Origin of the sequence: Pseudomonas sp. B21-009 (assembly GCF_024749345.1) — a bacterium.
In the GTDB taxonomy this organism is placed as follows: domain Bacteria; phylum Pseudomonadota; class Gammaproteobacteria; order Pseudomonadales; family Pseudomonadaceae; genus Aquipseudomonas.
Map to the genome: position 1 here is coordinate 3,430,190 of NZ_CP087199.1, position 24,280 is coordinate 3,454,469.

Annotated in this window: 23 protein-coding genes and 1 pseudogene; 13 read left to right on the forward strand and 11 right to left on the reverse strand. The window is 64.5% G+C overall.

Annotated elements, in window-relative coordinates; translation table 11 throughout:
- Positions 1-144: 144 nt before the first annotated feature.
- From LOY34_RS15500 to LOY34_RS15510, 3 genes are all read right to left on the reverse strand, one after another.
- Positions 145-639, reverse strand: a complete 495-nt coding sequence (locus LOY34_RS15500; protein WP_093381720.1) for a DUF934 domain-containing protein — start codon at positions 637-639, stop codon at positions 145-147.
- Positions 627-2,309, reverse strand: a complete 1,683-nt coding sequence (locus tag LOY34_RS15505; RefSeq protein WP_195884406.1) for a nitrite/sulfite reductase — start codon at positions 2,307-2,309, stop codon at positions 627-629. The genes LOY34_RS15500 and LOY34_RS15505 overlap by 13 nt, the downstream gene beginning before the upstream one ends.
- A gap of 134 nt (positions 2,310-2,443) precedes the next feature.
- Positions 2,444-3,517 (reverse strand): sigma-54-dependent Fis family transcriptional regulator, encoded by a 1,074-nt coding sequence (locus LOY34_RS15510; protein ID WP_093381715.1) that lies wholly within the window; start codon positions 3,515-3,517, stop codon positions 2,444-2,446.
- A gap of 274 nt (positions 3,518-3,791) precedes the next feature.
- Between LOY34_RS15510 and LOY34_RS15515 the strand changes: the two genes are divergently transcribed.
- The 3 genes from LOY34_RS15515 to LOY34_RS15525 are packed head-to-tail and all read left to right on the forward strand — an operon-like array spanning position 3,792 to position 7,787.
- On the forward strand, positions 3,792-5,015 hold the full coding sequence (locus LOY34_RS15515) for a lipase family protein (protein ID WP_195884407.1): 1,224 nt from the start codon (positions 3,792-3,794) through the stop codon (positions 5,013-5,015).
- A gap of 11 nt (positions 5,016-5,026) precedes the next feature.
- A complete protein-coding gene (locus LOY34_RS15520) occupies positions 5,027-6,223 on the forward strand; it encodes an LLM class flavin-dependent oxidoreductase (RefSeq protein ID WP_195884408.1) in 1,197 nt (398 codons plus the stop codon).
- Positions 6,224-6,227: 4 nt separating this feature from the next.
- Positions 6,228-7,787 carry an ABC transporter substrate-binding protein gene (locus LOY34_RS15525; protein ID WP_195884409.1) on the forward strand — a complete coding sequence of 520 codons (1,560 nt, stop codon included), beginning with the start codon at positions 6,228-6,230 and terminating at the stop codon, positions 7,785-7,787.
- Here the strand turns inward: LOY34_RS15525 and hpaA are convergent.
- On the reverse strand, positions 7,784-8,686 hold the full coding sequence (gene hpaA, locus LOY34_RS15530) for a 4-hydroxyphenylacetate catabolism regulatory protein HpaA (protein ID WP_195884410.1): 903 nt from the start codon (positions 8,684-8,686) through the stop codon (positions 7,784-7,786). The genes LOY34_RS15525 and hpaA overlap by 4 nt on opposite strands.
- 143 nt (positions 8,687-8,829) lie before the next feature.
- Between hpaA and LOY34_RS15535 the strand changes: the two genes are divergently transcribed.
- The 8 genes from LOY34_RS15535 to hpaI all read left to right on the forward strand — a co-directional run bounded on the left by LOY34_RS15535 (position 8,830) and on the right by hpaI (position 16,200).
- Positions 8,830-9,501 carry a fumarylacetoacetate hydrolase family protein gene (locus tag LOY34_RS15535; RefSeq protein ID WP_045194038.1) on the forward strand — a complete coding sequence of 224 codons (672 nt, stop codon included), beginning with the start codon at positions 8,830-8,832 and terminating at the stop codon, positions 9,499-9,501.
- A complete protein-coding gene (locus LOY34_RS15540) occupies positions 9,501-10,274 on the forward strand; it encodes a fumarylacetoacetate hydrolase family protein (RefSeq protein WP_045194039.1) in 774 nt (257 codons plus the stop codon). The genes LOY34_RS15535 and LOY34_RS15540 overlap by 1 nt, the downstream gene beginning before the upstream one ends.
- 5 nt (positions 10,275-10,279) lie before the next feature.
- Positions 10,280-11,740 carry a 5-carboxymethyl-2-hydroxymuconate semialdehyde dehydrogenase gene (gene hpaE / locus LOY34_RS15545; RefSeq protein ID WP_195884411.1) on the forward strand — a complete coding sequence of 487 codons (1,461 nt, stop codon included), beginning with the start codon at positions 10,280-10,282 and terminating at the stop codon, positions 11,738-11,740.
- A gap of 119 nt (positions 11,741-11,859) precedes the next feature.
- Positions 11,860-12,717 (forward strand): 3,4-dihydroxyphenylacetate 2,3-dioxygenase, encoded by an 858-nt coding sequence (gene hpaD / locus LOY34_RS15550; protein WP_195884412.1) that lies wholly within the window; start codon positions 11,860-11,862, stop codon positions 12,715-12,717.
- A gap of 105 nt (positions 12,718-12,822) precedes the next feature.
- Positions 12,823-13,215: a 5-carboxymethyl-2-hydroxymuconate Delta-isomerase gene (locus LOY34_RS15555; RefSeq protein ID WP_045194041.1), complete on the forward strand. Its 393-nt coding sequence runs from the start codon at positions 12,823-12,825 to the stop codon at positions 13,213-13,215.
- A 51-nt stretch (positions 13,216-13,266) separates the two neighbouring features.
- Entirely contained in the window at positions 13,267-14,571 is a 1,305-nt protein-coding gene (locus LOY34_RS15560; RefSeq protein ID WP_093381700.1) for an MFS transporter, read from the forward strand.
- A gap of 11 nt (positions 14,572-14,582) precedes the next feature.
- Positions 14,583-15,386, forward strand: a complete 804-nt coding sequence (hpaH, locus tag LOY34_RS15565; protein WP_045194043.1) for a 2-oxo-hept-4-ene-1,7-dioate hydratase — start codon at positions 14,583-14,585, stop codon at positions 15,384-15,386.
- Positions 15,387-15,396: 10 nt separating this feature from the next.
- Entirely contained in the window at positions 15,397-16,200 is an 804-nt protein-coding gene (gene hpaI, locus LOY34_RS15570; protein WP_195884413.1) for a 4-hydroxy-2-oxoheptanedioate aldolase, read from the forward strand.
- 72 nt (positions 16,201-16,272) lie between these two features.
- Here the strand turns inward: hpaI and hpaR are convergent, their stop codons facing one another.
- Positions 16,273-16,695, reverse strand: coding sequence for a homoprotocatechuate degradation operon regulator HpaR (gene hpaR / locus LOY34_RS15575; RefSeq protein ID WP_093381688.1), 423 nt, complete (start codon positions 16,693-16,695; stop codon positions 16,273-16,275).
- A gap of 164 nt (positions 16,696-16,859) precedes the next feature.
- Between hpaR and LOY34_RS15580 the strand changes: the two genes are divergently transcribed.
- On the forward strand, positions 16,860-18,158 hold the full coding sequence (locus tag LOY34_RS15580; protein ID WP_195884414.1) for an FAD-binding oxidoreductase: 1,299 nt from the start codon (positions 16,860-16,862) through the stop codon (positions 18,156-18,158).
- A gap of 34 nt (positions 18,159-18,192) precedes the next feature.
- Positions 18,193-18,558, forward strand: a complete 366-nt coding sequence (locus LOY34_RS15585) for a cupin domain-containing protein (RefSeq protein ID WP_093381683.1) — start codon at positions 18,193-18,195, stop codon at positions 18,556-18,558.
- A gap of 83 nt (positions 18,559-18,641) precedes the next feature.
- On the opposite strand, the gene LOY34_RS15590 is transcribed toward LOY34_RS15585, so the two are convergent.
- The 6 genes and pseudogenes from LOY34_RS15590 to LOY34_RS15615 form a co-directional block, all read right to left on the reverse strand.
- Positions 18,642-19,226 carry a TetR/AcrR family transcriptional regulator gene (locus LOY34_RS15590; RefSeq protein WP_195884415.1) on the reverse strand — a complete coding sequence of 195 codons (585 nt, stop codon included), beginning with the start codon at positions 19,224-19,226 and terminating at the stop codon, positions 18,642-18,644.
- 27 nt (positions 19,227-19,253) lie between these two features.
- The gene (locus LOY34_RS15595; protein WP_045194049.1) at positions 19,254-20,477 is read right to left on the reverse strand and encodes a multidrug effflux MFS transporter; all 1,224 of its coding nucleotides are present in this window, start codon (positions 20,475-20,477) and stop codon (positions 19,254-19,256) included.
- Positions 20,478-20,608: 131 nt separating this feature from the next.
- Positions 20,609-21,534, reverse strand: a pseudogene (feaR, locus tag LOY34_RS15600) (transcriptional regulator FeaR).
- A gap of 117 nt (positions 21,535-21,651) precedes the next feature.
- Complete coding sequence (locus LOY34_RS15605; protein ID WP_195884417.1) at positions 21,652-22,236, reverse strand: DUF3156 family protein; 585 nt, start codon at positions 22,234-22,236, stop codon at positions 21,652-21,654.
- On the reverse strand, positions 22,196-23,698 hold the full coding sequence (locus LOY34_RS15610; RefSeq protein WP_045194052.1) for an APC family permease: 1,503 nt from the start codon (positions 23,696-23,698) through the stop codon (positions 22,196-22,198). Before LOY34_RS15610 ends, LOY34_RS15605 begins: the two co-directional genes overlap by 41 nt.
- A 105-nt stretch (positions 23,699-23,803) precedes the next feature.
- Positions 23,804-24,253: a helix-turn-helix domain-containing protein gene (locus LOY34_RS15615; RefSeq protein WP_045194053.1), complete on the reverse strand. Its 450-nt coding sequence runs from the start codon at positions 24,251-24,253 to the stop codon at positions 23,804-23,806.
- Between the last annotated feature and the right edge of the window lie 27 nt (positions 24,254-24,280).

Sequence of the window (24,280 nt, forward strand, 5' to 3'; positions counted from 1 at the left end):
ACAGCTTATGACATTTAGCTGTTATCTATACGTCCTCCTTTAGTTGCAATTTACATGTTTATTCAAGATGTTACCCCGGCGCTTGGATCCACACGCGGCCCCGTACACAGGGCCTTAACCATTGGTCGGAATGCCGTTTGTTGATCAACGTCGACGAAACAGCGGCCGTGGTTCGATCACCGAACGCCCGTACAGCACGCTCATGCCGGCCAGGCCCTTGAGGGCATCCTCGGCACACTTGTCTTGGCGCACGGCATAGCTGTCGAAACCGCACTGGCGCATATGGCTGAGCTGGTCACGCAGCACATCGCCCACCGCGCGCAGCTCGCCATGCCAGCCCAGGCGGCTGCGCAGCAGGTAGGCCTGGCTGTAGCCACGACCATCGCGAAAGCTCGGGAAATCCACGGCAATCAGTGGCACCTGGGGCAGCCACGGGCGCAGCGGCTCGAGCTCGTCGTCCGGGCCCAGCAACACGCCATCACGGCCGAAGGGCCGCTGGGTACGGCGGGCAATCCAGCTGGCCAGGGGCAAGATCACCAGGCCGTCAGGCAGCAGCTCGCCGGGTTCGCGCAACAGCTGCCAGGGATCGTCCTCGATCAACTGCGCTTCACCGTTGCGCAGGCCAATCACATTACGCATATCAGCTCCTCCGGGCGCTTGGCATAGACACGTTCCTTGAAAGGCTCCAGGCCGACCCGGCGCACGGTGTCGACAAAGGGTTCGTCCAGTTCGCGATAAGCGCAGTAGGTGGCGATGATCTGCTCGATCACCTGGGGGATCTCGGCGGCACTGAACGACGGGCCGATGACCTTGCCCAGGGTGCTGTGCTTGCCCTGGGCGCCACCGAGGGTCACCTGGTACCACTCGCTGCCGTTTTTATCGACGCCGAGGATGCCGATGTTACCGATGTGGTGGTGGCCGCAGGCGTTGATGCAGCCGGAGATATTCAGGCTCAGCTCACCCAGGTCGTGCAGGTAGTCAAGATCATCGAAGCGGCGCTGGATCGACTGCGCAATCGGGATCGAGGTGGCGTTGGCCAGGGCGCAGAAGTCGCCGCCCGGGCAGGCGATGATGTCGGTCAGCAGGCCAATGTTGGCGGTGCCCAGGCCGCGCTCGCAGGCCAGGCGCCACAGCGCGTGCAGGTCGCGCTTGCGCACGTCGGGAAGGATCAGGTTCTGCTCGTGGGCAATACGGATCTCGCCGAAACCGAACTGCTCCGACCAGTCGGCCACCGCGTCCATCTGCGCATCGGTCAGGTCGCCCGGTGGCGAGGCATCGCCCGGTTTGGTCGAGAGCACCACGCTGGCATAACCCGGGACCTTGTGCGCCTTGACGCAGCAGGCCACCCAGCGGGCGAAGGCGTGATCCTGGGCCAGGTGGGTGTCGTAGGCCAGCTCATCATCGATGACGCTGTCGTAGGCCGGTGGTTCGAAGGCGGCGGCGACACGCTGGAATTCGTCCTCGGTCAGTTGCGCCGGACCGTCCTTGATGTGTTGCCACTCCTCCTCCACCTCGCGGGAGAACGCCTCGATGCCCAGCGCCTTGACCAGGATCTTGATCCGCGCCTTGTACTTGTTGTCGCGCCGGCCATGGCGGTTGTACACGCGCAAGATGGCTTCGACGTAGGACAACAGGTGTTGCCACGCCAGCCCTTCGCGAATCTGCAAACCGAGGATCGGCGTGCGCCCCAGGCCGCCGCCGACCATCACCCGCAGGCACATCTGGCCACGGCCGTCGCGGTAAAGATAAAGGCCGATGTCATGCATCATGATTGCTGCGCGGTCTTCGATGGCCGAGCAGATGGCGATCTTGAACTTGCGCGGCAAGAACAGGAATTCCGGGTTGATGGTCGACCACTGGCGCAGGATCTCGGCCAGCGGCCGCGGGTCGAGCAACTCGTCGGCGGCCACCCCGGCGAAGGCCTCGGTGGTGATATTGCGCACGCAGTTGCCGGAGGTCTGGATCGCATGCATCTCGACCTCGGCCAGGCGCTGGAGGATGTCCGGCACCTGGGCCAGTTCGACCCAGTTGAACTGGATGTTCTGGCGCGTGGTGAAGTGGCCGTAGCCACGGTCGTACTCGCGCGCGATCTGCGCCAGGGTGCGCAGCTGCCGGGCACCCAAGGTGCCGTAGGGAATGGCCACGCGCAGCATGTAGGCATGCTTTTGCAGGTACAGGCCGTTTTGCAGGCGCAGGGGCAGGAACTCTTCTTCACTCAGTTCGCCAGCGATGAACCGGCGCACCTGATCGCGAAATTGCGCCACGCGCTCGAACACCAGCGCACGGTCATACTCGTCATACTGATACATGGTTCGGACCTCATCAGGGAGGCCGTTACTATGGCTTTTGGGTGTACTGAGTTACAGATTCAGGTTGGCGGTAATTATACGGATCAGATGGACTTTAAGCATCGCGGGGCAAGTCGGGTCGCCGCGATGAGGCCCTAAAGGGCGACACCGTCCGTGCGCTTCAACTCACCAATTTTCTCCAGCCGCGCCCGCACGATGTTGCGGCTGATATTCAGCAAGCGCCCGGTCTGCAACTGATTGCCATGACAGAAGCGGTACGCGCTGCGAAACACCGTCTGCTCGATATGCTCGTACAAGTCCGGGATGTTCTGCTCGAACAGCGCCGTCAGCGCCGCTTCAAGGCTTGGCGGCTCGCTGGCGATACGCAGCGGCTGGCTGTGTTCTTCCTGGCGGATGCCCACCGAGCGCATGTCCACCAGGTGCAGGTCGGCCGGCTGCACCACCTGTTGCCGGCACACCAGCAGCGCATGGTGAATGGCGTTTTCCAGCTCGCGGATGTTGCCCGGCCAGCTGTGCGAGAGCAGCTTGCGTTCGCTTTCCAGGCTCAGGCTGGCGCGGCTGTAACCCAGGCGCTGGCAGTGCTCTTCAAGGAAAAACTCAGCCAGCGGCAGGATATCCCCAGGCCGTTCGCGCAGCGGCGGCAGGCGGATGGTTGCCACGTGCAGACGGTAGAACAGGTCTTCACGGAAATGCCCGGCCACCACCGCATCGGCAAGGTTGACGTTGGTCGCCGCCACCAGGCGCACGTTGATCGGGATCGGTGTGCGCGAACCGAGGCGCACCACTTCGCGCTCCTGCAGCACGCGCAGTAATTTCACCTGCATGTTCAACGGCAGGTCGCCGATTTCATCGAGGAACAGCGTGCCGCCATTGGCCGCTTCGAACCAACCGGCCTTGCTGTTGGTGGCACCGGTAAAGGCGCCCTTCTCGTGGCCGAACAGTTCGCTCTCGACCAGGGTTTCGGCGAAGGCGCCGCAGTTGACCGCCACGAACGGCTCGCGCCCGCGGCGGCTGAGTTGATGGATATGGCGGGCGACCAGCTCCTTGCCGGTGCCGGTCTCGCCGATGATCAGGGTGTTGGCTTCACTCGGCGCCAGGCGTTCGATGCGGCTGAGCAGTTCCTGGGAGCGCGGGTCCTTGAACACCAGAACGGTGGCGCGAACGGATTTGGTCAGTTCCCGGGCGTGGGGATGGGTTATCAGCGACATGGTGCATTCCTGGCAGTGAAAGCGCAGGGCCATAGTGCCCGAAACAAATTAGAACAAATAATTATTAATTAGTATTTATATATTCCAATTAGAGATATGCACTTGAGGCTGCTGCCACAGCAGCAGTCGCCCAGCAACCCGTGGCTGCCAGCCAGCATCGACGCGCCGCCAGGATTGCCCTTGAAGGCATTTCGGCCCCGCAAAACCGAGCCCTGCAGCGCCCTGGCACGCATTTCGCTCAGGCCTGGCAAACGCACCGTGCAAGGACCTCTCGATGAAACTGGAAAAAACCTTCGCCTTTGGCCTGAGCCTTTTGGCCCTGTCGCTCAGCGCCGTGGCCGCAGAAACCTTCGCGCCAAAGCCCGACCCGCTGCAAGGCGATGGCCGGGTCTCGGCGTTCTACAGCTGGAGCCAGGCGATCCCTGGCAAACCGGGCAAACTGCTGCGCAGCGAACCGCTGGAAAAGACCCTGAGCCTGCCTGGCGCCGCCTCGCAACTGCGCATTCTCTACAGCTCTACCGACGGCATCGACGGCAAGACCCCGGTGGCGGTCTCCGGCGCGCTGTTCATCCCCAAAGGCCAGGCGCCGGCAGGCGGCTGGCCAGTAGTGACCTGGGGCCATGGCACGGTGGGCGTGGCGGATGTCTGCGCGCCGTCCTGGGCCGGGCGCTCGTACCGCGACGTGCAGTACCTGGCGCGCTGGCTCAACGAGGGCTACGCCATCGTCGCCACCGACTACCAGGGCCTGGGCGTGCCCGGCGGCCATCCGCTGCTGAACAACCGCATGGCCGCCTACGGCATCCTCGATGCCGCCCGCGCGGTGATCGCCGGGGTGCCGGGGTTGGCCAACAAGGTGCTGGTGGTCGGCCAGTCCCAGGGCGGCGCCGGCGCCTTCGCCTCGGCCGCCTATGCGCCCACCTATGCCCCGGACCTGGGCCTGAAGGGCAGCGTCGGCACCGGGGTGATCTACACCGTCGGCGCCAAGAACGTCGGCGAACAGGACCAGGACAAGGTCGACGCCTCGCTGGCCTACGGTTTCTACACCCTGCTGGCGGCGCAGCAGTACGACCCGAGCATCGACCCACGCGACTTCTACACCGACAAGGCCCTGCCGCTGTTCGAACAAGCGCGCAGCACTTGCCTGTCGTCGCTGGTGGCCGATGTGCTCGGCACCGGCCTGACCCCGGCCAACACCCGCAAGGCCAACAACGGCGAGCAGCTCAAGCCGTGGCTGGCGCAAGTCTCCTACCCGACCCTGAAACTCGCCCAGCCGATCTTCATCGGCACCGGCGCCGAAGACAAGACCCCGGCGGCCGCTACCCAGGTGGCGCTGATGCAGGACGCCTGCAAGACCGGCTCGATCGTCGAAGGCCACCTGTACAAGGGGCTGGGCCACAGCGAGACGGTCAACGCCTCGCTCAAGGACTCGCTGCCGTTTGCCCGCAAGGTGTTCAACGACCAGCCCATCGCCCCCCTCTGCAACCCCACCGTGCAATAAGGACGCTGACCGTGAGCATTGAGTTCTTCACCCGCCTGCCCTTGCACGGCGAAACCCAGTTCCTCCCCGGCGACCCGCGCAACCGCGGCGACTGGCATGCCGGCGGCGACAGCACCGGCGCCGTGTCGAACTTTGCCGTGGGTGATCACTTCACCTACATCGACTACCTCGGGCAGATCGCCCGCGCCGCCGAAATCAACGGCTTCGGTGGCGCGCTGATGGTCAACGCGCCGTCCGGCGAAGAGCCCTGGACAGTGTGCTCGCTGCTGGCCCGCGAAACCCGCACCTTGAGCTACGTCACCGCCTTCCAGCCCTACCACTACACGCCCTGGATCGCGGTGCAGCAAGCGGCGACCTACCAGCGCGCCAGCGGCAACCGCCTGGTGTGGAACATCATCAATGGCGGCTCGGATGCCGTGCAGCGCCAGGTTGGCGACTTCAGCGACCACGATGAACGTTACGAGCGCGCCACCGAGTTCATGGACGTGGTCAAGGGTTACTGGCACTCGGAGAACTTCCACTACCAGGGGCGCTTCTACAAGGCCGAAGGTGGCGGCCTGCGCGGCCCGCAGAAAAAGGCCGAGTTGCCGCTGATCTGCACCGCCGGCTCGTCGATCGCAGCACGGGAATTCGCCGCCCGCCACGCCGACTTCTACCTGATGCGCGCCGAGCACCCGGACGAGATCCGCACGCTGATAGCCGACATTCGCGAGCGCGCGCTCAAGCATGGCCGCAGCAATATCCGCTTCGGCCTGTCGATCGATGTGATTACCCGCGAGACCGAAGCCCAGGCATTGGCCGAGGCCAGGCGCTTCTTCGACGAAGGCGTGGCCAAAGGTGCGGTCAAGGCTGTGGCCGCCCATGCCGGGCTGCGCACCGCGCGCAAGCTCAGTTACGAAAACGAGTACGCGGCCAAGGACGAAACCCGGCCGTTCGACGACTTTTTCATCTACCCCAACGTCTGGGCCGGCTTCGGCTATATCGGCATTCCGCCGGGCCTGGCGCTGGTCGGCAGCTACGCCAACGTGGTGGCGCGGATTCGCGAGTACAACGCGCTGGGCATCGACCTGTTCTTCCTCGCCGGCTACCCGCACCTGGAAGAAGCCTACCGCTTGGGCGAGCACATCCTCCCGCACTTTCGCGGCGAACGGGCGCCGCTCAAGCGCATCGACACCCAGGCGCCAGCCCTGCGTGCAGCAGGAGCCTGAGGCCATGGACCTTTTCGATCAGCAGCGCCGACGCTTTCTCGGCTACAGCCTGGCGCTGGGCGGCGGCCTGCTGCTCAGCGGCTGCGGCCCTGACGCACCGGCCGCCAGCAGCCCGGCCAGCGACCAGCCGCGCCATGGCGGGCGCCTGCGCCTGGGCGTGCTGGCCGGCGGTCAGGTCGGCAACCTCGATGCCCACAAACCGATCGGCAGCGGCATCGTCCGCGGCTTTGCCCTGTACAGCAAGCTGTGGGAATGGGACGAGCAGATGCAGCCGCGCCTGGCCCTGGCTGAAGAAGCCGAAGCCAGCGCCGACGCCAGCAGCTGGACCGTGCGCCTGCGTCAGGGTCTTGAGTTTCACAACGGCAAGAGCATCGATGCCGACGACCTGATCTTTTCCATTCGCCGCCTGACCGACCCGCAACTGGCGTCGCCTTACGCCGCGCTGCTGCACTGGGTCGATCGCGACAACCTGGAGAAACTCGACGCGCGCACCGTGCGCATCCGCTTCAAGGACGGGCGCAGCTACCTGCCGCTGGCCGAAACCTGGGTCAACTTCGGCGGCATCGTCCCGGTCGATTACCACCCGGTGACCAACCCGGTGGGTGCCGGGCCGTACAAGCTGAAAAGCTTTAGCCCCGGCCAGCGCTCGGTGTTCAGCCGCTTCGAGAACTACTACAAGGACGGCAAACCCTACGCCGATGAACTGGAGATCATCGACTTCAAAGACCAGGTCTCGCGCCTGGCGGCCTTGCGCGCCGGGCAGATCGACATGGCCAACGGCCTGCCCAGCGAGCAGCTGCAGATCATCGAACGCGACCCGCGCCTGCAACTGGTGACTTCGGTCAGCGGCAACTGGTTGTCGTTCGAGATGAACACCAGCAAACCGCCGTTCGACAACCCCAAGGTGCGCGAGGCGTTTCGCCTCCTCGCCGACCGCCCGGAGCTGGTGCGCCGTGCCTTGAACGGCCAGGGCCGGGTGGCCAACGACCTGTACGCACCTGATGACCCGACCTTCAACCACAGCCTCGGCCCGCGCCCCCATGACCCGCAACGGGCGGCGCAATTGCTGCGCGAAGCCGGCTACGAGCAGTTGCAAGTCGAGCTGGTGACCACCAGCGGCCCGGCCCTGGCCTCGGCGCTGGTGTTCGCCGAACAGGCCAAGGCCATCGGTGTGAACCTCAAGGTGCGCCAGGTCGACCAGGCCACCTTCGACGGCCCGCAGCACGACCAGTGGCAACTGAGCACTGGCGGCACCATCGGCGCGCCGTTTCTGGCCAGCGCCATGCACATCGATGCGCCCTTCGCCGTGGCCAACAAGACCCACTTCAACGACCCGCAGTTCAGCGAACTGTTCCTCCAGGCCATGGCCCAGCCGGACCTGGCCAAGCGCAGCGCACTGGTGCACCAGGCCCAGCAGATTCAGTATGAGCGCGGCGGCTTGCTGATCTGGGGCTATGTGAATCTGCTCGATGCGTTTTCGCGCCAGGTCGGCGGCGCCGCAGCCGAGCAGACACTGTTCAGCACCTGGCGTTTCGACAACCTCTGGCTGCGCGGCCAGGCCTAGCGCAATCCAGCCTGACGCTGACGGTACTCCCCCGGCGTCAGCTGCGCATAGCGCAAAAAGAACCGGCTGAAGTACGCCGGGTCCTTGAAGCCCAGGCGGTAGCAGATCTCGTTGGCCGAGCTGCCGGTGTACAGCAGCAGACGCCGTGCTTCCTGCATCAGGCGTTCGAGAATCAGGCGCTTGGACGGCAGGTCCGCGATGCGCCGGCACACTTCGTTGAGCCGCGCTTCGGTGACGCCGATGCCCTGGGCATAGCGCGCCAGCGGCCAGTGCTCAAGGTAGTGGGCCTCGATCAGTTCATTGAAACGATGAAACACCTGCAAGTCTTCATGACGGGTTTGCCGCGCCGGCAGCGAGCGCGCGCACAGGCGCAGCAGGCTGGTCATGATCAGCCGCGTCAGGCTTTCCAGCGCCGCCCCGCGCCCGGCGGCGCTGGCGTTGATTTCACTGTGCAGCTCATCGAACAGCAGCGCCAGGCGCCGCGCCTCGGCGGCGTAGCTTGGTTCCAGGCCGCTCAAGGCCACGCAGGCCGGCGCCACTTGCGGCCCCGGCGCCAATCCGGAATCGGCTTCAAGTAGCTGCCAGACCAGTTGCTGGCGCACGGTCAGCACATGGCCGTCAGCATCGGGTTCGGTTACGAAGGAATGCGGGATGGTCGGTGGCGTAAGGAAAAACATCGGCCCCGATTCGACGTACTGCTGATCGTCCAGGTACACCCGCACCGTGCCGCTTTTGACGTAATGCACCTGAAAAAACCGGTCATGGCGGTGCACCGGCATATTGCGGCCGAAAAACCCGGCGAGGTTGCCGAGCTTGTCGTAGTGCACCTCGGCATCGCTGTAGCGCTGATCGTAGACCTGGCCGATGTTGATGTTGGGGATTGGTTGTTGCTCGCGCATGGCCCTGCTCACGCCTGTTGTTATGCGGCCAGCTTACTCCTGCAGCAAGCCGCTTGCATTTCGTTAACATCTTAATTATAACGTTAACACATTAACAATTATTCGAGCAGGGACCCTGCCCCTGCCCCAGCCAGGAGAACCCCATGAGCCGTGCCTTGCACGATGCTGCCAGCGGTACCTTGTTCGGCGTTGCGCTGAACTACCAGGGCCTGCTTGACCAGCGTCTCGCCGAATTCGAACAGCCGCCCTATCAAAAGCCACCGGTCAAGCCGGTGCTGTTCATCAAGACCCCCAACACCCGCAATGGCCATGGCCAGCCGGTGGTCTACCCGCAAGGCATCGAGCACCTGCAACCGGGCCCGGCCCTGGGTGTGGTGATCGGCAAGCGTGCCACCCGGGTCAGCGTCGACGAGGCCCTCAGCCATGTCGCCGGCTACACCATCGTCAACGAATTCAGCCTGCCCGAAGACAGCTACTACCGCCCGGCGGTCAAGGCCAAGTGCCGCGACGGTTTCTGCGCCCTGGGCCCTGAACTGGTGCCGGCCGCGCAGGTCGCCGACCCGCAGCAACTGAGCATCAAGCTGTTCGTCAACGGCGCCCTGCGCCAGCACAACAGCACCGCCAACATGGTTCGCAGCGTCGCCCAGCTGATCGCCGAGATCAGCGAATTCATGACCCTGCACGAAGGCGATGTGCTGATTACCGGCACCCCCGAAGGCCGCGTCGATGTGCTGCCCGGGGACCAGGTTGAAGTCGAGATCAGCGGCCTCGGACGCCTGACCAACAGCATCGTTGCCGCGCAGGAGAAGCGCTGATGAAACACGCACGTATCCGTTACCAGGGCGAAGTCCACGCCGTCACCGTCGAGGCCGACAACGCCGTGCGCCTGGCCGATGGCCGCTTGCTCGCCGAGCAGCAGGTCGAGTGGCTGCCACCGGCCACCGGCAATATGTTCGCCCTGGGCCTGAACTACGCCGACCACGCCGCCGAGCTTGCCTTCACACCGCCCACCGAACCGCTGGCGTTCGTCAAATCGGTGGGCACCTACACCGGCCACAACCAGGTCAGCTGGCGCCCGGACAACGTCGCCTACATGCACTATGAGTGCGAACTGGTGGCAGTGATCGGCAAGCCTGCGCGCAACGTCAAGCGCGAGGATGCGCTGGAGTACCTGGCCGGCTACACGGTGTGCAACGACTACGCGATTCGCGATTACCTGGAGAACTACTACCGTCCCAACCTGCGGGTCAAGAACCGCGACGCCACCACCCCGGTCGGGCCGTGGATCGTCGATGTCGCCGATGTGCCGGATGCCTCCAACCTGACCTTGCGCACCTGGATCAACGGTGAGCTCAAGCAGCAAGGCAGTACCAAGGACATGATTTTCGACATCCCCTACCTGATCGAATACCTGTCCAGCTTCATGACCCTGCAGCCGGGCGACATGATCGCCACCGGCACCCCTGAAGGCCTGGCCGACGTGGTGCCGGGCGATGAAGTGGTGGTCGAAGTCGAAGGCGTCGGGCGCCTGGTCAACCGTATTGTCAGCGAAGCCGAGTTCTTCGCCCTCAACCGCCAAGAGGCATGAGCAGCATGATCAAACACTGGATCAACGGCCGTGAGGTCGAAAGCAAAGACGTGTTCGTCAACTACAACCCGGCCACCGGCGAGGCCATTGGCGAAGTCGCCAGCGGCGGCGCCGAAGAAGTAGCCCAGGCGGTAGCGGCAGCGAAAGAGGCGTTCCCGAAATGGGCCAACACCCCGGCCAAGGAGCGCGCGCGGCTGATGCGCAAGCTCGGCGAGCTGATCGAGCAGAACGTGCCGCACCTGGCTGAGCTTGAAACCCTCGACACCGGTTTGCCGATCCACCAGACCAAGAACGTGCTGATCCCGCGGGCCTCGCATAACTTCGACTTTTTCGCCGAAGTCTGCACACGCATGGACGGCCATACCTACCCGGTCGACGACCAGATGCTCAACTACACCCTGTACCAGCCGGTGGGCGTGTGCGGGCTGGTGTCGCCGTGGAACGTGCCATTCATGACCGCCACCTGGAAGACCGCGCCGTGCCTGGCCCTGGGCAACACCGCAGTGCTGAAGATGAGCGAACTGTCGCCGCTGACCGCCAACGAACTGGGGCGCCTGGCGGTGGAAGCCGGCATCCCCAACGGCGTGCTCAACGTCATCCAGGGCTACGGCGCCACCGCTGGCGACGCCCTGGTACGCCACCCCGACGTGCGTGCCATCTCCTTTACCGGTGGCACCGCCACCGGCAAGAAGATCATGCAGACTGCGGGCCTGAAGAAGTACTCCATGGAGCTGGGCGGCAAGTCGCCGGTGCTGATTTTTGAAGACGCCGACCTTGAGCGCGCCCTGGATGCGGCGCTGTTCACCATCTTCTCGCTCAATGGCGAGCGCTGCACCGCCGGCAGCCGTATCTTCATCCAGCAGAGCGTCTACCCGCAGTTCGTCGCCGAGTTTGCCGCGCGGGCCAAGCGCCTGATCGTCGGCGACCCGCAAGACCCGCAAACCCAGGTAGGCTCGATGATCACTCAGGCCCACTATGACAAGGTCAGCGGTTACATCAAGATCGGCATCGAAGAAGGCGCGACCCTGCTCGCTGGCGGCCTTGAGCGCCCGGCCAACCTGCCGGCGCACCTGGCCCGCGGGCAGTTCATTCAGCCGACGGTGTTTGCCGACGTGAACAACAGCATGCGCATCGCCCAGGAAGAAATCTTCGGCCCGGTGGTGTGTTTGATCCCCTTCAAGGACGAAGCCGAGGCGCTGCGACTGGCCAACGACACCGAGTATGGCCTGGCCTCGTACATCTGGACGCAGGACATCGGCAAGGCGCATCGTCTGGCCCGCGGCATCGAGGCCGGCATGGTGTTCATCAACAGCCAGAACGTGCGCGACCTGCGCCAGCCGTTCGGCGGGGTCAAGGGTTCAGGCACCGGCCGTGAGGGCGGGCAGTACAGCTTCGAGGTGTTTGCCGAGATCAAGAACGTGTGTATCTCGATGGGCAGTCACCATATTCCGCGCTGGGGCGTCTGACAGCATCGCGGGGCAAGCCCGCTCCCACAGGTTTTGAGGCTGCCTTGTGGGAGCGGGCTTGACCCGCGATGAGGCGCAACCGATCGCACACAAGAACAACAATTTCCAGGAGTTCCATCATGGGCGAAGTCGTCCTGGCAGCCAAAGTCTGCCACGTACCCTCGATGTACCTGTCCGAACTGCCCGGCAAGCACCATGGCTGCCGCGAGGCGGCGATCGCCGGGCACAAGGAAATCGGCCGCCGCGCCCGCGAACTGGGCGCCGACACCGCCGTGGTGTTCGACGTCCACTGGCTGGTCAACAGCGGCTACCACATCAACTGTGGCGAGCACTTCAAGGGCACCTACACCAGCAACGAGCTGCCGCACTTCATCAAGAACATGGACTTCGAGTACCCCGGCTGCCCGCAACTGGGCGAGCTGATCGGCCTTGAAGCCAACGCCGCCGACGTGCGCACCCTGGCCCACAACATCCCAAGCCTTGAGCTTGAATACGGCACCCTGGTGCCGATGCGCTACATGCACATGGACGTGCCCGACGCGCATAAGCTCAAGGTCGTGTCGATTGCCGCCTGGTGCGCCTGGCACCGCCTGGAAGACAGCTTCGCCTTCGGCGCCGCAGTGCGCCGGGCCATCGAAAAGAGCGACCGCAAAGTGCTGGTGCTGGCCTCCGGTTCGCTGTCGCACCGTTTTTCCGATGACCGCAACGCCGAAGCCAACATCCACAACTGGACCCGCGAATTCGACAAGCAGATGGACCTGCGCGTGGTCGAGCTGTGGAAGCAGGGCCGCTTCAAGGAGTTCTGCGCGATGCTCCCGGACTACGCCAACCACTGCTACGGCGAAGGCGGCATGCACGACACGGCGATGCTCCTGGGCCTGCTTGGCGGCGCCGACTACAACAAGCCGGTCGAGGTCCTGACCGAGCCGTTCGGCAGCTCCGGCACCGGGCAAATCAACGCCATCTTCCCGCTGTAGCGCGAAGGCAGCAGCCACAAGCTTCAAGCCACAAGCTGCAAGCGAAGAGCACGCGCTCTTGCCGCTTGTAGCTTGCCGCTTGCCGCCGTTCAAACGGAGATCTTCATGCCGCATTTCATCATTGAGTACACCGACAACATCGAGCAACAGGCCGACCTGCCCGGCCTGTTCGCCAAGGTCCACGCCAGCCTGGGCGCCAGCGGCGTGTTCCCCCTGGGCGGCATCCGCAGCCGTGGCGTGCGCCTGGACAGCTGGCGCATGGCCGATGGCAAGCACGATTACGCCTTCGTCCACATGACCCTCAAGGTCGGCCACGGCCGCGATCTGCAAACCCGCACCGAGGTCGCCGAGGCGCTGTTCGCGGTGATCACCGCGCACTTTGCCGAGCTGCAAAGTCAACGCCTGCTGGCGCTGTCGTTCGAGATGATCGAGCTGCACCCGCAGCTGAACTTCAAACAGAACAACGTTCACGCCTTTTTGCAAAACCAGGCGGGCTGAACCACAGCCACCCGCCCTCCCCAACGGCCCTCTGACAAAAAGTACAAGATCATGAGCACAGCCAATACTGCCCAACACGCTGCCCTTGCCCAACATGACTCGACCCACAGCAAGATCACCTGGCGGCTGATGCCGCTGCTGCTGATTTGCTACCTGTTCGCTCACCTGGACCGCATCAACATTGGTTTTGCCAAGATGCAGATGAGCAGCGACCTGCACTTCAGCGACACGGTCTACGGCTTTGGTGCCGGGCTGTTCTTCATTGCCTACGCGCTGTTCGGCGTACCCAGCAACATGGCCCTGGACCGCGTCGGCCCACGGCGCTGGATCGCCACCCTGATGGTGGTCTGGGGCACGCTGTCGACCAGCATGCTCTGGGTCGAATCGGCCTCGGGCTTCTATGTCCTGCGCTTTTTGCTCGGCGTCGCTGAAGCCGGCTTCTTCCCCGGCATCCTGGTTTACCTCAACCGCTGGTACCCGGCCCGCCGTCGTGGGCAGATCACCGCGCTGTTCGCCATCGCCGTGCCCATGGCCGGGGTGGTCGGCGGGCCGCTGTCGGGCGGCATCCTCGAGCTGTTCCACGACGCCGCCGGCCTGCGTGGCTGGCAGTGGATGTTCCTGATCGAAGGCGCGCCGGTGGTGTTGCTCGGCCTGGTGGTACTCAAGTGCCTGCCCGACAGCTTCGAGAGTGTCAGCTGGCTGAACGGCACTGAAAAGCAGCAACTGCGCGAGCAACTGAACCAGGAAGAGCAGCGCAAATCCATCACCTCGTTTGCCGGCATCCTGCGTGACAGCCAGGTCTGGCTGCTGGTGGCGGTGTACTTTGCGGTGATGCTGGCGGTCAACACCCTGGCGTTCTGGATGCCGACCCTGATCCACGGCGCCGGCATCGGCAGCGATGGCCGCGTCGGGCTTTTGAGCGCCGTGCCGTACCTGGCCGGGTGCTTCTTCATGATCGCCTGTGGCCGTTCCTCCGACCGTCAGCGTGAACGCCGCTGGCACCTGTGCGTGCCGCTGCTGATGTCGGCCACCGGCATCGCCGTGGCCGGCCTGGCACCCGGCAACCCGGTGATGGTGCTGGGCGGCCTGATCATCGCCGGCATGGGCGCCAGCGCTGCCTTGCCGATGTTCTGGCAGCTGCCGCCGGCATTCCTGTCGAACACCACCCAGGCCGCCGGTATCGCCCTGATCAGCTCGTTCGGCAGCATCGCCTCGTTCCTCGCCCCGTACCTGATCGGCTGGATGCGCGACACCACCCAGAGCGCCAGCCTGGCCCTGTACGTACTGGCGCTGTTCATCACCCTCGGCGGCTTGCTGGTGCTGCGCACCAAGGCTGCCATCGTCAACCCTCAGTAAGAGATTTCGCCATGCTTGACCACAGCCAGATCCTGCAAGCCGCCGCCCAGCTCGAGCGCGCCGAACGCAGCCGCGAACAGGTGCGGCAGTTCTCCCTGGAGCACCCGGGCATCAGCATCGAGGACGCCTACGCCATCCAGCGCGCCTGGGTCGCACAAAAAATCGAGGGCGGGCGCAAGCTGGTCGGCCACAAGATCGGCCTGACCTCACGGGCCATGCAGGTGTCATCGAACATCACCGAACCGGACTACGGCGCGCTGCTCGATGACATGTTCTTCGACGAAGGCAGCGACATTCCCTTCGAGCGCTTTATCGTGCCGCGGGTCGAGGTGGAGCTGGCGTTCGTCCTCGGCAAGCCGCTCAAGGGCCCGAACGTGACCCTGTTCGACGTGCTCGATGCCACCGAGTGGGTGATCCCGGCGCTGGAGATCATCGATGCGCGCATCCAGCAGATCGACCCGCAGACCCAGGCCACCCGCAAGGTCTTCGACACCATCTCCGACAACGCCGCCAACGCCGGCGTGGTCATGGGCGGGCGCGCGGTGCGTCCGGGCGATATCGACCTGCGCAAGGTGCCGGCGGTGCTCTACCGCAACGGCGTGATCGAAGAGTCCGGGGTCTCGGCGGCGGTGCTCAACCACCCGGCCAAGGGCGTCGCCTGGCTGGCCAACAAGCTGGCGCCGTACGACGTCACCCTTGAAGCCGGGCAAATCATTCTCGGCGGCTCCTTCACCCGCCCGGTGGCGGCCAACCCCGGCGATACCTTCCATGTCGACTACGACATGCTCGGTTCGATTGCCTGCCGTTTCGTTTGAGGAATTGCCCATGGACATGCCCGTCAACCGCTTCAAACAACGCCTGCAACGCGGCGAGGCGCAAATCGGCCTGTGGCTTGGCCTGGCCGAGCCGTACTGTGCCGAGCTTGCCGCCAACGCCGGTTTCGACTGGCTGCTGATCGACGGCGAACACGCGCCCAACGACCTGCGCGGCATGCTCGGCCAGTTGCAGGCCATCGCCCCCTACCCGGCCCAGGCGATCATCCGCCCGGTGATCGGCGACACCGCGCTGATCAAGCAGGTGCTGGATATCGGCGCACAAACCCTGCTGGTGCCGATGGTCGAAAGCGCCGGGCAGGCCCGCGAACTGGTGCGCGCCATGCACTACCCGCCCAAGGGCGTGCGTGGCGTCGGCAGCGCCCTGGCGCGGGCCTCGCGCTGGAACAGCATCGCCGGCTACCTCGAGCAGGCCGATGAACAGATGTGCCTGCTGGTGCAGATCGAAAGCCTTGAAGGGCTGCGCAACCTCGAGGCAATTGCTGCGGTCGAGGGCGTTGACGGGGTGTTCATCGGCCCGGCGGACTTGAGTGCCTCCATGGGCTATCGTGGCAACCCCGGGCACCCCGAGGTGCAAGCGGCGATTGAACAGGCGATCGTGCAGATTCAGAAGGCCGGCAAGGCGGCGGGAATTCTCAGTGCCGATGAGGGCCTGGCGCGGCGCTACCTGGAACTGGGCGCAGGCTTCGTCGCGGTGGGGGTCGATACCACGGTGTTGATGAAGGGCTTGCAGGGGTTGGCGGGTAAGTTCAAGGGGGATGTGGTAGTGAGCTCGTCTGGGCCTTCTGTGTATTGACTGTACTGGCCTCATCGCGGGTCAAGCCCGCTCCTGCACATCCCGTAGGAGCGGGCTTGACCCGCGATGCAGTCACCGCCCCACCTGCTTCAACTCCTCCAGCAAGCCCAGCAACGCCTGCAGCTTCTGCTCGCCGAACTGCTCCTGAATGCGCCGGTAATTGCTCTCCATGCACTGGCTCATCGAAGCAAAAATCTCCTCGCCCTTTTGCGCCAGGTTGACCAGCACCCGGCGCTGGTCCTGTTCGGCCTTGCGCCGGCTGACCAGGCCGGCCGCCTCCATGCGTACCAGCACCCCGGTCATGCTCGGCTTGAGGATGCAGGCCAGTTCCGCCAGGCGGTAGATCTCCATTTCGCCCTGTTGGCGCAGGATACGGATCACCCGCCACTGCTGCTCGGTGAGCCCGTGCTGGTTGAGCGAGGGGCGGAAAAAACGCATGGCCGCTTCGCGGGCTTGCAACAAGGTCAGGGTCAACGACGGGCGCGGCTGGGGCATGGGAAGGCTAATCATCAGGCTATTTTGTTAACACTTTAACAAAATCAACGCCTTGCCACAGCCCTGGCACCGGCAGTCAAGCCCGGCGGCACGCAGGGTCAAGACGCAGGCGCCGGGCAAGGCCTTAATAGAGCCCATCAGTACTTCACTTTTCAGGCTGCGCCATGATCAACATCGAAACGCCGACCTACTACACCGCCACCAAAAAATACAACCTGAGCTTCCCGACCCTGGAACAGGACGTGGACGCCGACGTGGTCATCATCGGCGGCGGCTTTTCCGGGATCAACACGGCCCTGGAGCTGGCGGAAAAAGGCATCACCAACATCGTCGTACTCGAAGCCCGCTACCTGGGCTTTGGTGGCACCGGGCGCAATGGCGGGCAGATCATGGCCGGCATCGGCCATGATCTGGAGAAGATCAAACAGCACGTCGGCGACGATGGCCTGCGGCAGATCTTCGAGATCAGCGACCTGGGCGCCGACATCATCAAGAACCGCATCGCCAAGTACGCCATCGACGCCGACTTCTGTCACGGCTATGGCTACATGGGCTTCAACGCCCGCCAGGAAAAAACCCTGCGCGCCTGGGAAAAAGACTTCAAGTCAGTCAACTCCCAGCATGAGATCCGATTTCTCGGTGGCAGCGAGGTCAAGCAGATCATCGGCTCCGACACCTACAGCAGCGCCTTGCTGCACATGGGCGGTGGCCATGTGCACTCGCTGAACCTGTTGCTCGGTGAAGCCAAGGCGCTCAGCGAACACGGCGTGCGCATTTTCGAGAACAGCCCGGCGCTGCAGGTGCAGTACGGCGAGCGCATCCGCGTGCGCACCGGGCGCGGTTCGGTGACCGCCAGCAAGCTGCTGTGGGCTTGCGACAGTTTCCTCAACAAGCTGGAGCCGGAGCTGCACCGCTCGACCATCAACACCTACGCCTTCCAGATGATGACCGAGCCGCTGCCAGACGAGCTGATCCAGCGCATTAGCCCGATTCGCGGGGCCTACAGCGACATCCGCCCGGTGATCGATTACTACCGGGTGACCAATGAGAATCGCCTGCTGTTTGGTGCCGCCACGCCGCTGGTCGAACACATCCCGGGCGATCTCAAGGCCTGGAACCGCAACCTGATGCTGAAGATTTTCCCCTACCTCAAGGACGTGAAAATCGACCTGGCCTGGGGCGGGCCGATGGCCTGCAGCCCCAACCTGTTCCCGCAGATCGGCACCCTGCCCGGTCGGCGCAACGCTTTCTACGTGCAAGGTTATTCCGGTTTTGGCGTCACCCCCAGCCACATCATCTGCAAGGTCCTGGCCGAAGGCATGAGCGAAGGCTCGGCGCGCTATGACCTGATCAGCTCGGTGCCACGCCCGACCATCCCGGCCAAGGATCAACTGCGCTCGGTGCTGCTGACCGCCGGCAAATCCTGGCACCAGCTGTCCGGCTACTGGAATGGCCGGCGCTAAGCCCCAACTCTTTCAACCCTCAAGGAACACTGCCATGACCCTGACTGCCGTCACCCCGAACCTCCAGCTCAGCCAACTCGACGCCTGGGGCACCGTTGCCGACCTGGGCTCGCAGATACTCGAAGGCGAAGTACGCGCCTTCGGCAAAATGACCTTCGGTGCACCGACCGACCCGGTCAGCAGCGCCTACTTTGGCACCACCACCGGCAAGTTCCGCATGGTCTACCCGTTCAACGAACAGGCCGTGGTAGTCACCGGCCAGGTGCGCCTGACCGACGAAGCCACGGGTGTGAGCCGCACCTACAACGTGGGTGACAGCTGGTTCGTGACCAAGGGCACGCCGGTGCTCTGGGAGATTCTCAGCGAGAGCTTTGTGAAGCATTACTTTGCGGTGGTCTGACTGAAAGCATCGCTGGCAAGCCAGCTCCCACAAGTACTGCATGCACCGAACCTGTGGGAGCGGGCTTGACCCGCGATGAGGCCCTAAAGCCTGGCCAAAGACGCCCCGAACATCCACCAAAGCGCCGCCAACCGCCGCTCGAACGCCTCCGCCCCCGCATAGATCAACTCGACATTCAAACTGTCGACGATCCCCAGGTAGGCATCGCCATACAAGCGCTGCTGCCCCTCCTCCAGCCCCGGCGCGAACGTGCGCAACGCCTGGGCAAACAACTCGCCCAACCTCGCCAGGTAGGCCTCGAAGCCGGCACAGATCACCGGCCGCAGTTCACTGGGCGGGAAGAACGCCGTGCGCAGCATGAAGCGCAAATGCGCCGAGGCCTGGTAGCGCGCGTTCAAGCGCTCGGCAAAACGTTGCCCCGGCAGCTCGCCGGTCGGCACCTGCTCGGCAAAGCACGCCTCCAGGTACTCGTGCTCGGCGTGCAGGGCCCGGGCATAGACCACCTGGAACAGGTCGTCCTTGCCGGCAAAATGCGCATACAACGACGGCTTGCGCATGCCCGCCGCGGCGGCGATATCGTTGAGCGACGAGGCGTCGTAACCCAGCTCGGCAAACTGCTCGACGGCAATCGCGCAGATCTTTTCCGCCGACGGCGTCAGGCTTCTCATAGCGGTGTCTCCCCCAACAAATACGGATCAATGCCCAGCCAGGCTGTGCACCTGCGGCTCGGCATGGCGGGTGCTGATGTGCACCAGCAGCGCCACGCACAGCGCCGAAAGGCCGAGCAACAACGCCCAGTGCGCCGCGCCCAAAGGCGCCATGATGCCCGACAATGGCGTGGCGAACGACGAAATGATCAACTGGAAGGCACCGAGCAACGCAGCAGTCGAGCCCAGCGCGGTGCTCTGCGAAGACATCACCAGCGACATCAGCGTGGCCTCGGCAATGCCCAGGCCGAACATGGCAACCGCCATGCCGGCAACGATACCCACCAGCCCCGCCGCACTCAGCGCACCGGCCAGCACCAGCACGGCGCCGACCAGCATGCACGCCGCGCCCCAGCGGGCCAGGCGCACCAGGCCCTTGCGCGCCACCAGGCGGCCCGCGGTGATGGCGCCGAGCAGAATGGCCACGCCGGTGGCGCCGAACAGGGTGCCGAACGCCTCGACCGACAGCCCGAAGTGATGCTGGTAAACGAAAGCGGCCCCGCCGATGTAGGCAAACAGAAAGAAGAACACCGCCGACAAGGCCAGGGCCGGGCGCAGGAACTGGCGGTCACGGGCGATCCGTACGTAAGTGCGCAGGAACTCCCGAGGCTGCCAGGCCATGCGTTTGTCCTCGGGCAAGGTTTCCTTGAGCATCAGCGCCGAGTTGATCAGCACCAGCACGCCCAATGCCGCCAGCACCAGCATGATCGCCCGCCAGCCAAAGTGCGCACCGACAAAGCCGCCCAATGCCGGGGCGATCACCGGCGCCAGGCCTTCGATGGTCATCAGCAAGGCGAAGATCTGCGCCGCCCGCGCGCCTTCGGCAACGTCGCGGACCATGCTCATGATCACCACCAGGGTCAGGGCGCTACCCAGGCCCTGGATGAAACGCGCCAGCAGCAGGCTGTTGAGGTCGGGCGCGGCAGCGGCGGCCAGCGAGCTCAAGACGAATACCAGCAAACCGGCAAGCAACGGCCGGCGCCGACCGAGGGTGTCGACCAGCGGCCCGAACAACAACTGCCCGGCGCCCATGGCCAGGAGGAACACGGTCAGGGTCAGTTGCACCCCGGCATAGGAGGTGGCGAACTCGCTGGCGATGCTTGGCATGCTGGCCAGGTACATGTCGACCGCCGAGGGCCCGAGGGCGCCGATCAGGGCCAGGGAAATGGCGAAGCCGACCCGGGCGGTCGGCGTGGAGGCTGCACTGTGCATAGGCTTGATTCCAGATAAAAACGGGACCTGGCTGGCGCTTGGCGCTCTACCTACCTATCGGTAGGTAGCGAGGTCGGACGAGCCTATACAGACCGCATCCTGCGGTCAAGTCAGCAACGATCAAACGCTGATCAGGCCAGGCTGCTGGCGCGGTAGTCCTTGGGCGACTGCTCGAACTGTTTCTTGAACGAGCGGCTGAAGTGCGCCGAGTCGGTGAAGCCCCATTTGTAGGCAATGGTGGTGATCGACTCGCGCTTGAGCACCGGGTTGGCGAGGTCGGCGGCGCTGCGTTTGAGGCGCGCGCGCTGGATGTAGCGGCAGACGCTGTCGCCCTGCTCTTCGAACAGGCGGTAGAGGTGGCGCACGGAAATGTTCAGGCGGTTGGCGAGGTTGACCGGGGTCAGGTTGGCCTGGCCGAGGGAGTCATCGATGACTTTTTGCACATAACTGCGCAGGTTGGCGCCCTGTATTGAGGCCGGCAACGCGCAGAGGTCGTCGCTGCCTTCAAGGGCCGAACCGAGCAGCGACAGGAAGGCGCTGTGCAGCGCCTGGCCCTCGCCCTGCTCGTCTTCGCCGGCGCTTTGCTCTTTGCACAGCTGGTCCATCAGCAGGCGCGGGTCTGGGAGATCTTGCCGAAGGTGCGGCTGTCGCTGCCCAACTGCTTGCACACCTCGGCCCGCGACAGCGACAGCGAAGCGTGCTCGATCAGGCCGAAGGGCATGATTTCGCAGGCACCGGCGGCGTCCATCAGGAGCATTTCGCCGGGCGCCAGCTGGATGCTGACGCCGTTCTGGGTGATCTGCGAGAAGCCGGTGCGCTGGCTGACCAGAAAGCAATGCTGGTCGTTGTCGCGGTCGCTGTTCAGGCCCTTGCGGCGGATCAGCCCGGCGTTGGTACGCAGGTTGGCCAGGGCCAGGCCGCCGCGCGACCAGGTGGAAATCTCGCCGATGAACAGCGAGGGGTTGAACGCCAGTTCCGTCTCGTACACCCCGCAGATGTTCTGCATCGTTGCGTTCCAGCGTTCCAGCGCAGGGCTGCTGGCGTGATGGATACTCATGGGTACCTCCACAATGGCATCTTGTTTTTGTTGGGCAATAGTTAACATGTTATCTATGTGCGCGCAACTTGCGTGAAGCAGCCAGAGTGGAAGCAGGTTTGATGCCAGATGGCCGGCTCAGAGCCCGGCCAACAGCCCCGGCACGCCTTGCAGGGTGGCCAGCAGGTGCTGGCATTGTTCGGGGCTCAGGCGAATGTAGCGACGAAAGGCCGGCAGGCGGTTGACCACCTCGCTGGCGCCGATGTGTTCGAGGGTCAGGGTCCATTGGCCGTCGCTTCTGTGCAGGCGCAGGCGCTTGAAGTCCAGGGGCATCAGCGCCTGCAGCAACGCGCTATCGGCCAGCAGGCGCCGTTGCAGTTCGGCCTGCAACGCCGGCTCGCCCTGACGCAGCTGAACCCGCAGGCCGCTGCGGCGCAACGACCCGCTGTGGTGCAGTTCAAGGTGGGCGCTGCCCTGCCCTGTGGCAGGCAGGCTCAGGCTGAATTCGCTCAGCACCAGGTGCATGAGCAACTGCGCTTCGCAGCGCTCGCGCACCTGCACCGCCTGCCCGGCCCAGTTGAAGCGACCAAAGCCCGGGCCGAGCACCTCGAAGCTGTCCAGACCGAGGTTGCGTTGCAGCTTTTCAAGGGTCAGCCCCGGCCGATAGCCGGCCGGCGCCCGATCAGACAGCCTTTGCCACAGTTGGCGCAGGGCAATAGCCATGTGCAGTCCCCGGTTGATGAGCGAATTCGCGCGCCAGCACCTCTTCTACCGAAGCCGGCTTGAACGGGTTGACCTTCTGCACCAGTAGCGTCCAGAACAGCGCATACACCGCGGTGCCGGCCAGCATCAGGCCAAAGGGCACGTAGATGTCGGCCGGGTCCATGCCCGGCGGGGTAATGAACCACATGCCCAGGACAATACCGACGCTCGAGAGGATTTGCGGCAGCGGGAACCATGGCGAGCGATAGGCCCGTGGCAGGTCCGGGCGACGGATGCGCAGGATCACCACCGACAGCGTTACCAGCAGGTACGCGGTGCTCCAGGCGCACACCGCCGCCAGCACCAGGTGCATGATGCGGTCGGTGTTGCCGCCCAGCCACAGGGCATGCAGGCATGGAATCAAGGCGGCGACGAGGATGCACAGCAGCGGCGTTTTAAAGCGCGGGTGCAGGTAGGTGAACACCTTGGGCAAGGCGCCGTCCACGGCCATGCCGTAGAGGATCCGCGGCACCCCGGCCATCAGCGTGTTGATGGTCGCCGCACCGGCGAACAGAAAGCCGATGCCCAGCCACAGCGGGCCGATATCGCCCATCACCTGTTCGGCAAAGCGCGGGATGGCCATGGGCGTGTCGAGCAAGTGCACGCCGCTGGCGGCGTCGAGCAATACGTTGTCGACCTGGCGCTTCATCGCTGCGCCATAGATGAACATGCACGTCGCCACCCCCAGCAGGCCCAGGGCCATGGCCCGTGGCATGCTTTTCGCCGACTGGCGCAAATCCGGCGCCAGCGGCGTAACGAACTCGCAGCCGACGAACATGAACATGGCCATGCCCACCAGCGAGAGAATGGTCACCAGGTCCGTGCCGACCAGCGACACGCCGAACCAGCCCTCCAGCTCCACCGCCGGCGCGGCCATCAGGCCGAGCACGCCGAAGACCATCAGCGTGGTCCACATGCCGAAGGTGAGGATGATCTCGGCCTTGCCGAAGGCGCTGACGCCAAAAGCATTGAGGATGGCGAAGATGATCACGAAGCCGACACCCAGCAGCCACGAACCACCGGCCGATTCGGCCAGGGTGTTGAGGTGCTCGAAGTTCACCAGGGCCATGACCCCGGCCAGCATGGTCTCGGCGGTGCCGGCAAAGACGTGGACGATCAGGTAGGCCGACAGCGTGCCGGTGATGGCGAAAAAGCGCCCCATGCCGCAGTTGATGTAGTCGTACACCGCGCCGGTGGTCGGCAGGATCGACGCCGCCTCGGCAAAGGTGGTCGCCTGCGCCAGCATCATCACCACCGCGATCAGCATGGCCACGGCGAAGGCACTGCCGCCGATACCGAAGCCCATGGTCGCGGTGAGGATCACCGGGCTTGCCATGATCAGGCCGATGGTACTGGCAAGGGCGGTGGGAAAGCCGACCGTGCCGCGATTCAGGTGCGCACTGAGCGTGTCGTTGAGCGACATGGCAAAAGACCTCGAGCAGAAGGATGACAGTGGTCCTACTCTGCGCGCGCTGGCAATGGCCGTCTTGCCCGTGGCTGCCGTGAAGGTTGTAGCTGGCTGCCAGGCTCAGCCCCGGGCCGGCAGGCGCACGCAGTCGTGCGGGCCGAGCAGGCGGCCGTCGGCGGCGCGCAACTGCAGGGCCTGGACCGGTTTGCCGTGTTCGCGGTCGACCAGTTGCGAATGGGCCTCGCCCTCGGCGAAGTAGAACGCCTCGCCCCACTGGCGCAAGCCGACGATCAACGGGAACAGGCCCAGGCCTTTCTCGGTGAGCACGTATTCCTGGTAGGCGCTGCCCTCGGACACCGGCACCAGCTCGAAGATCTGGTGCTCGACCAGTTGCCGCAGGCGGGTGCTGAGGATGTTCTTGGCCATGCCCAGGTTGCGCTGGAACTCACTGAAGCGCTTCAGGCCATCGAAGGCATCACGCACGATCAGCAGCGACCACCAGTCACCAATGGCATCGAGGGAACGCGCCACCGGGCATTCGGCGTCTTGCAGGCGGGTACGTTGGACCATGGGAAATCTCGCCAGTGAAAGTGGTTG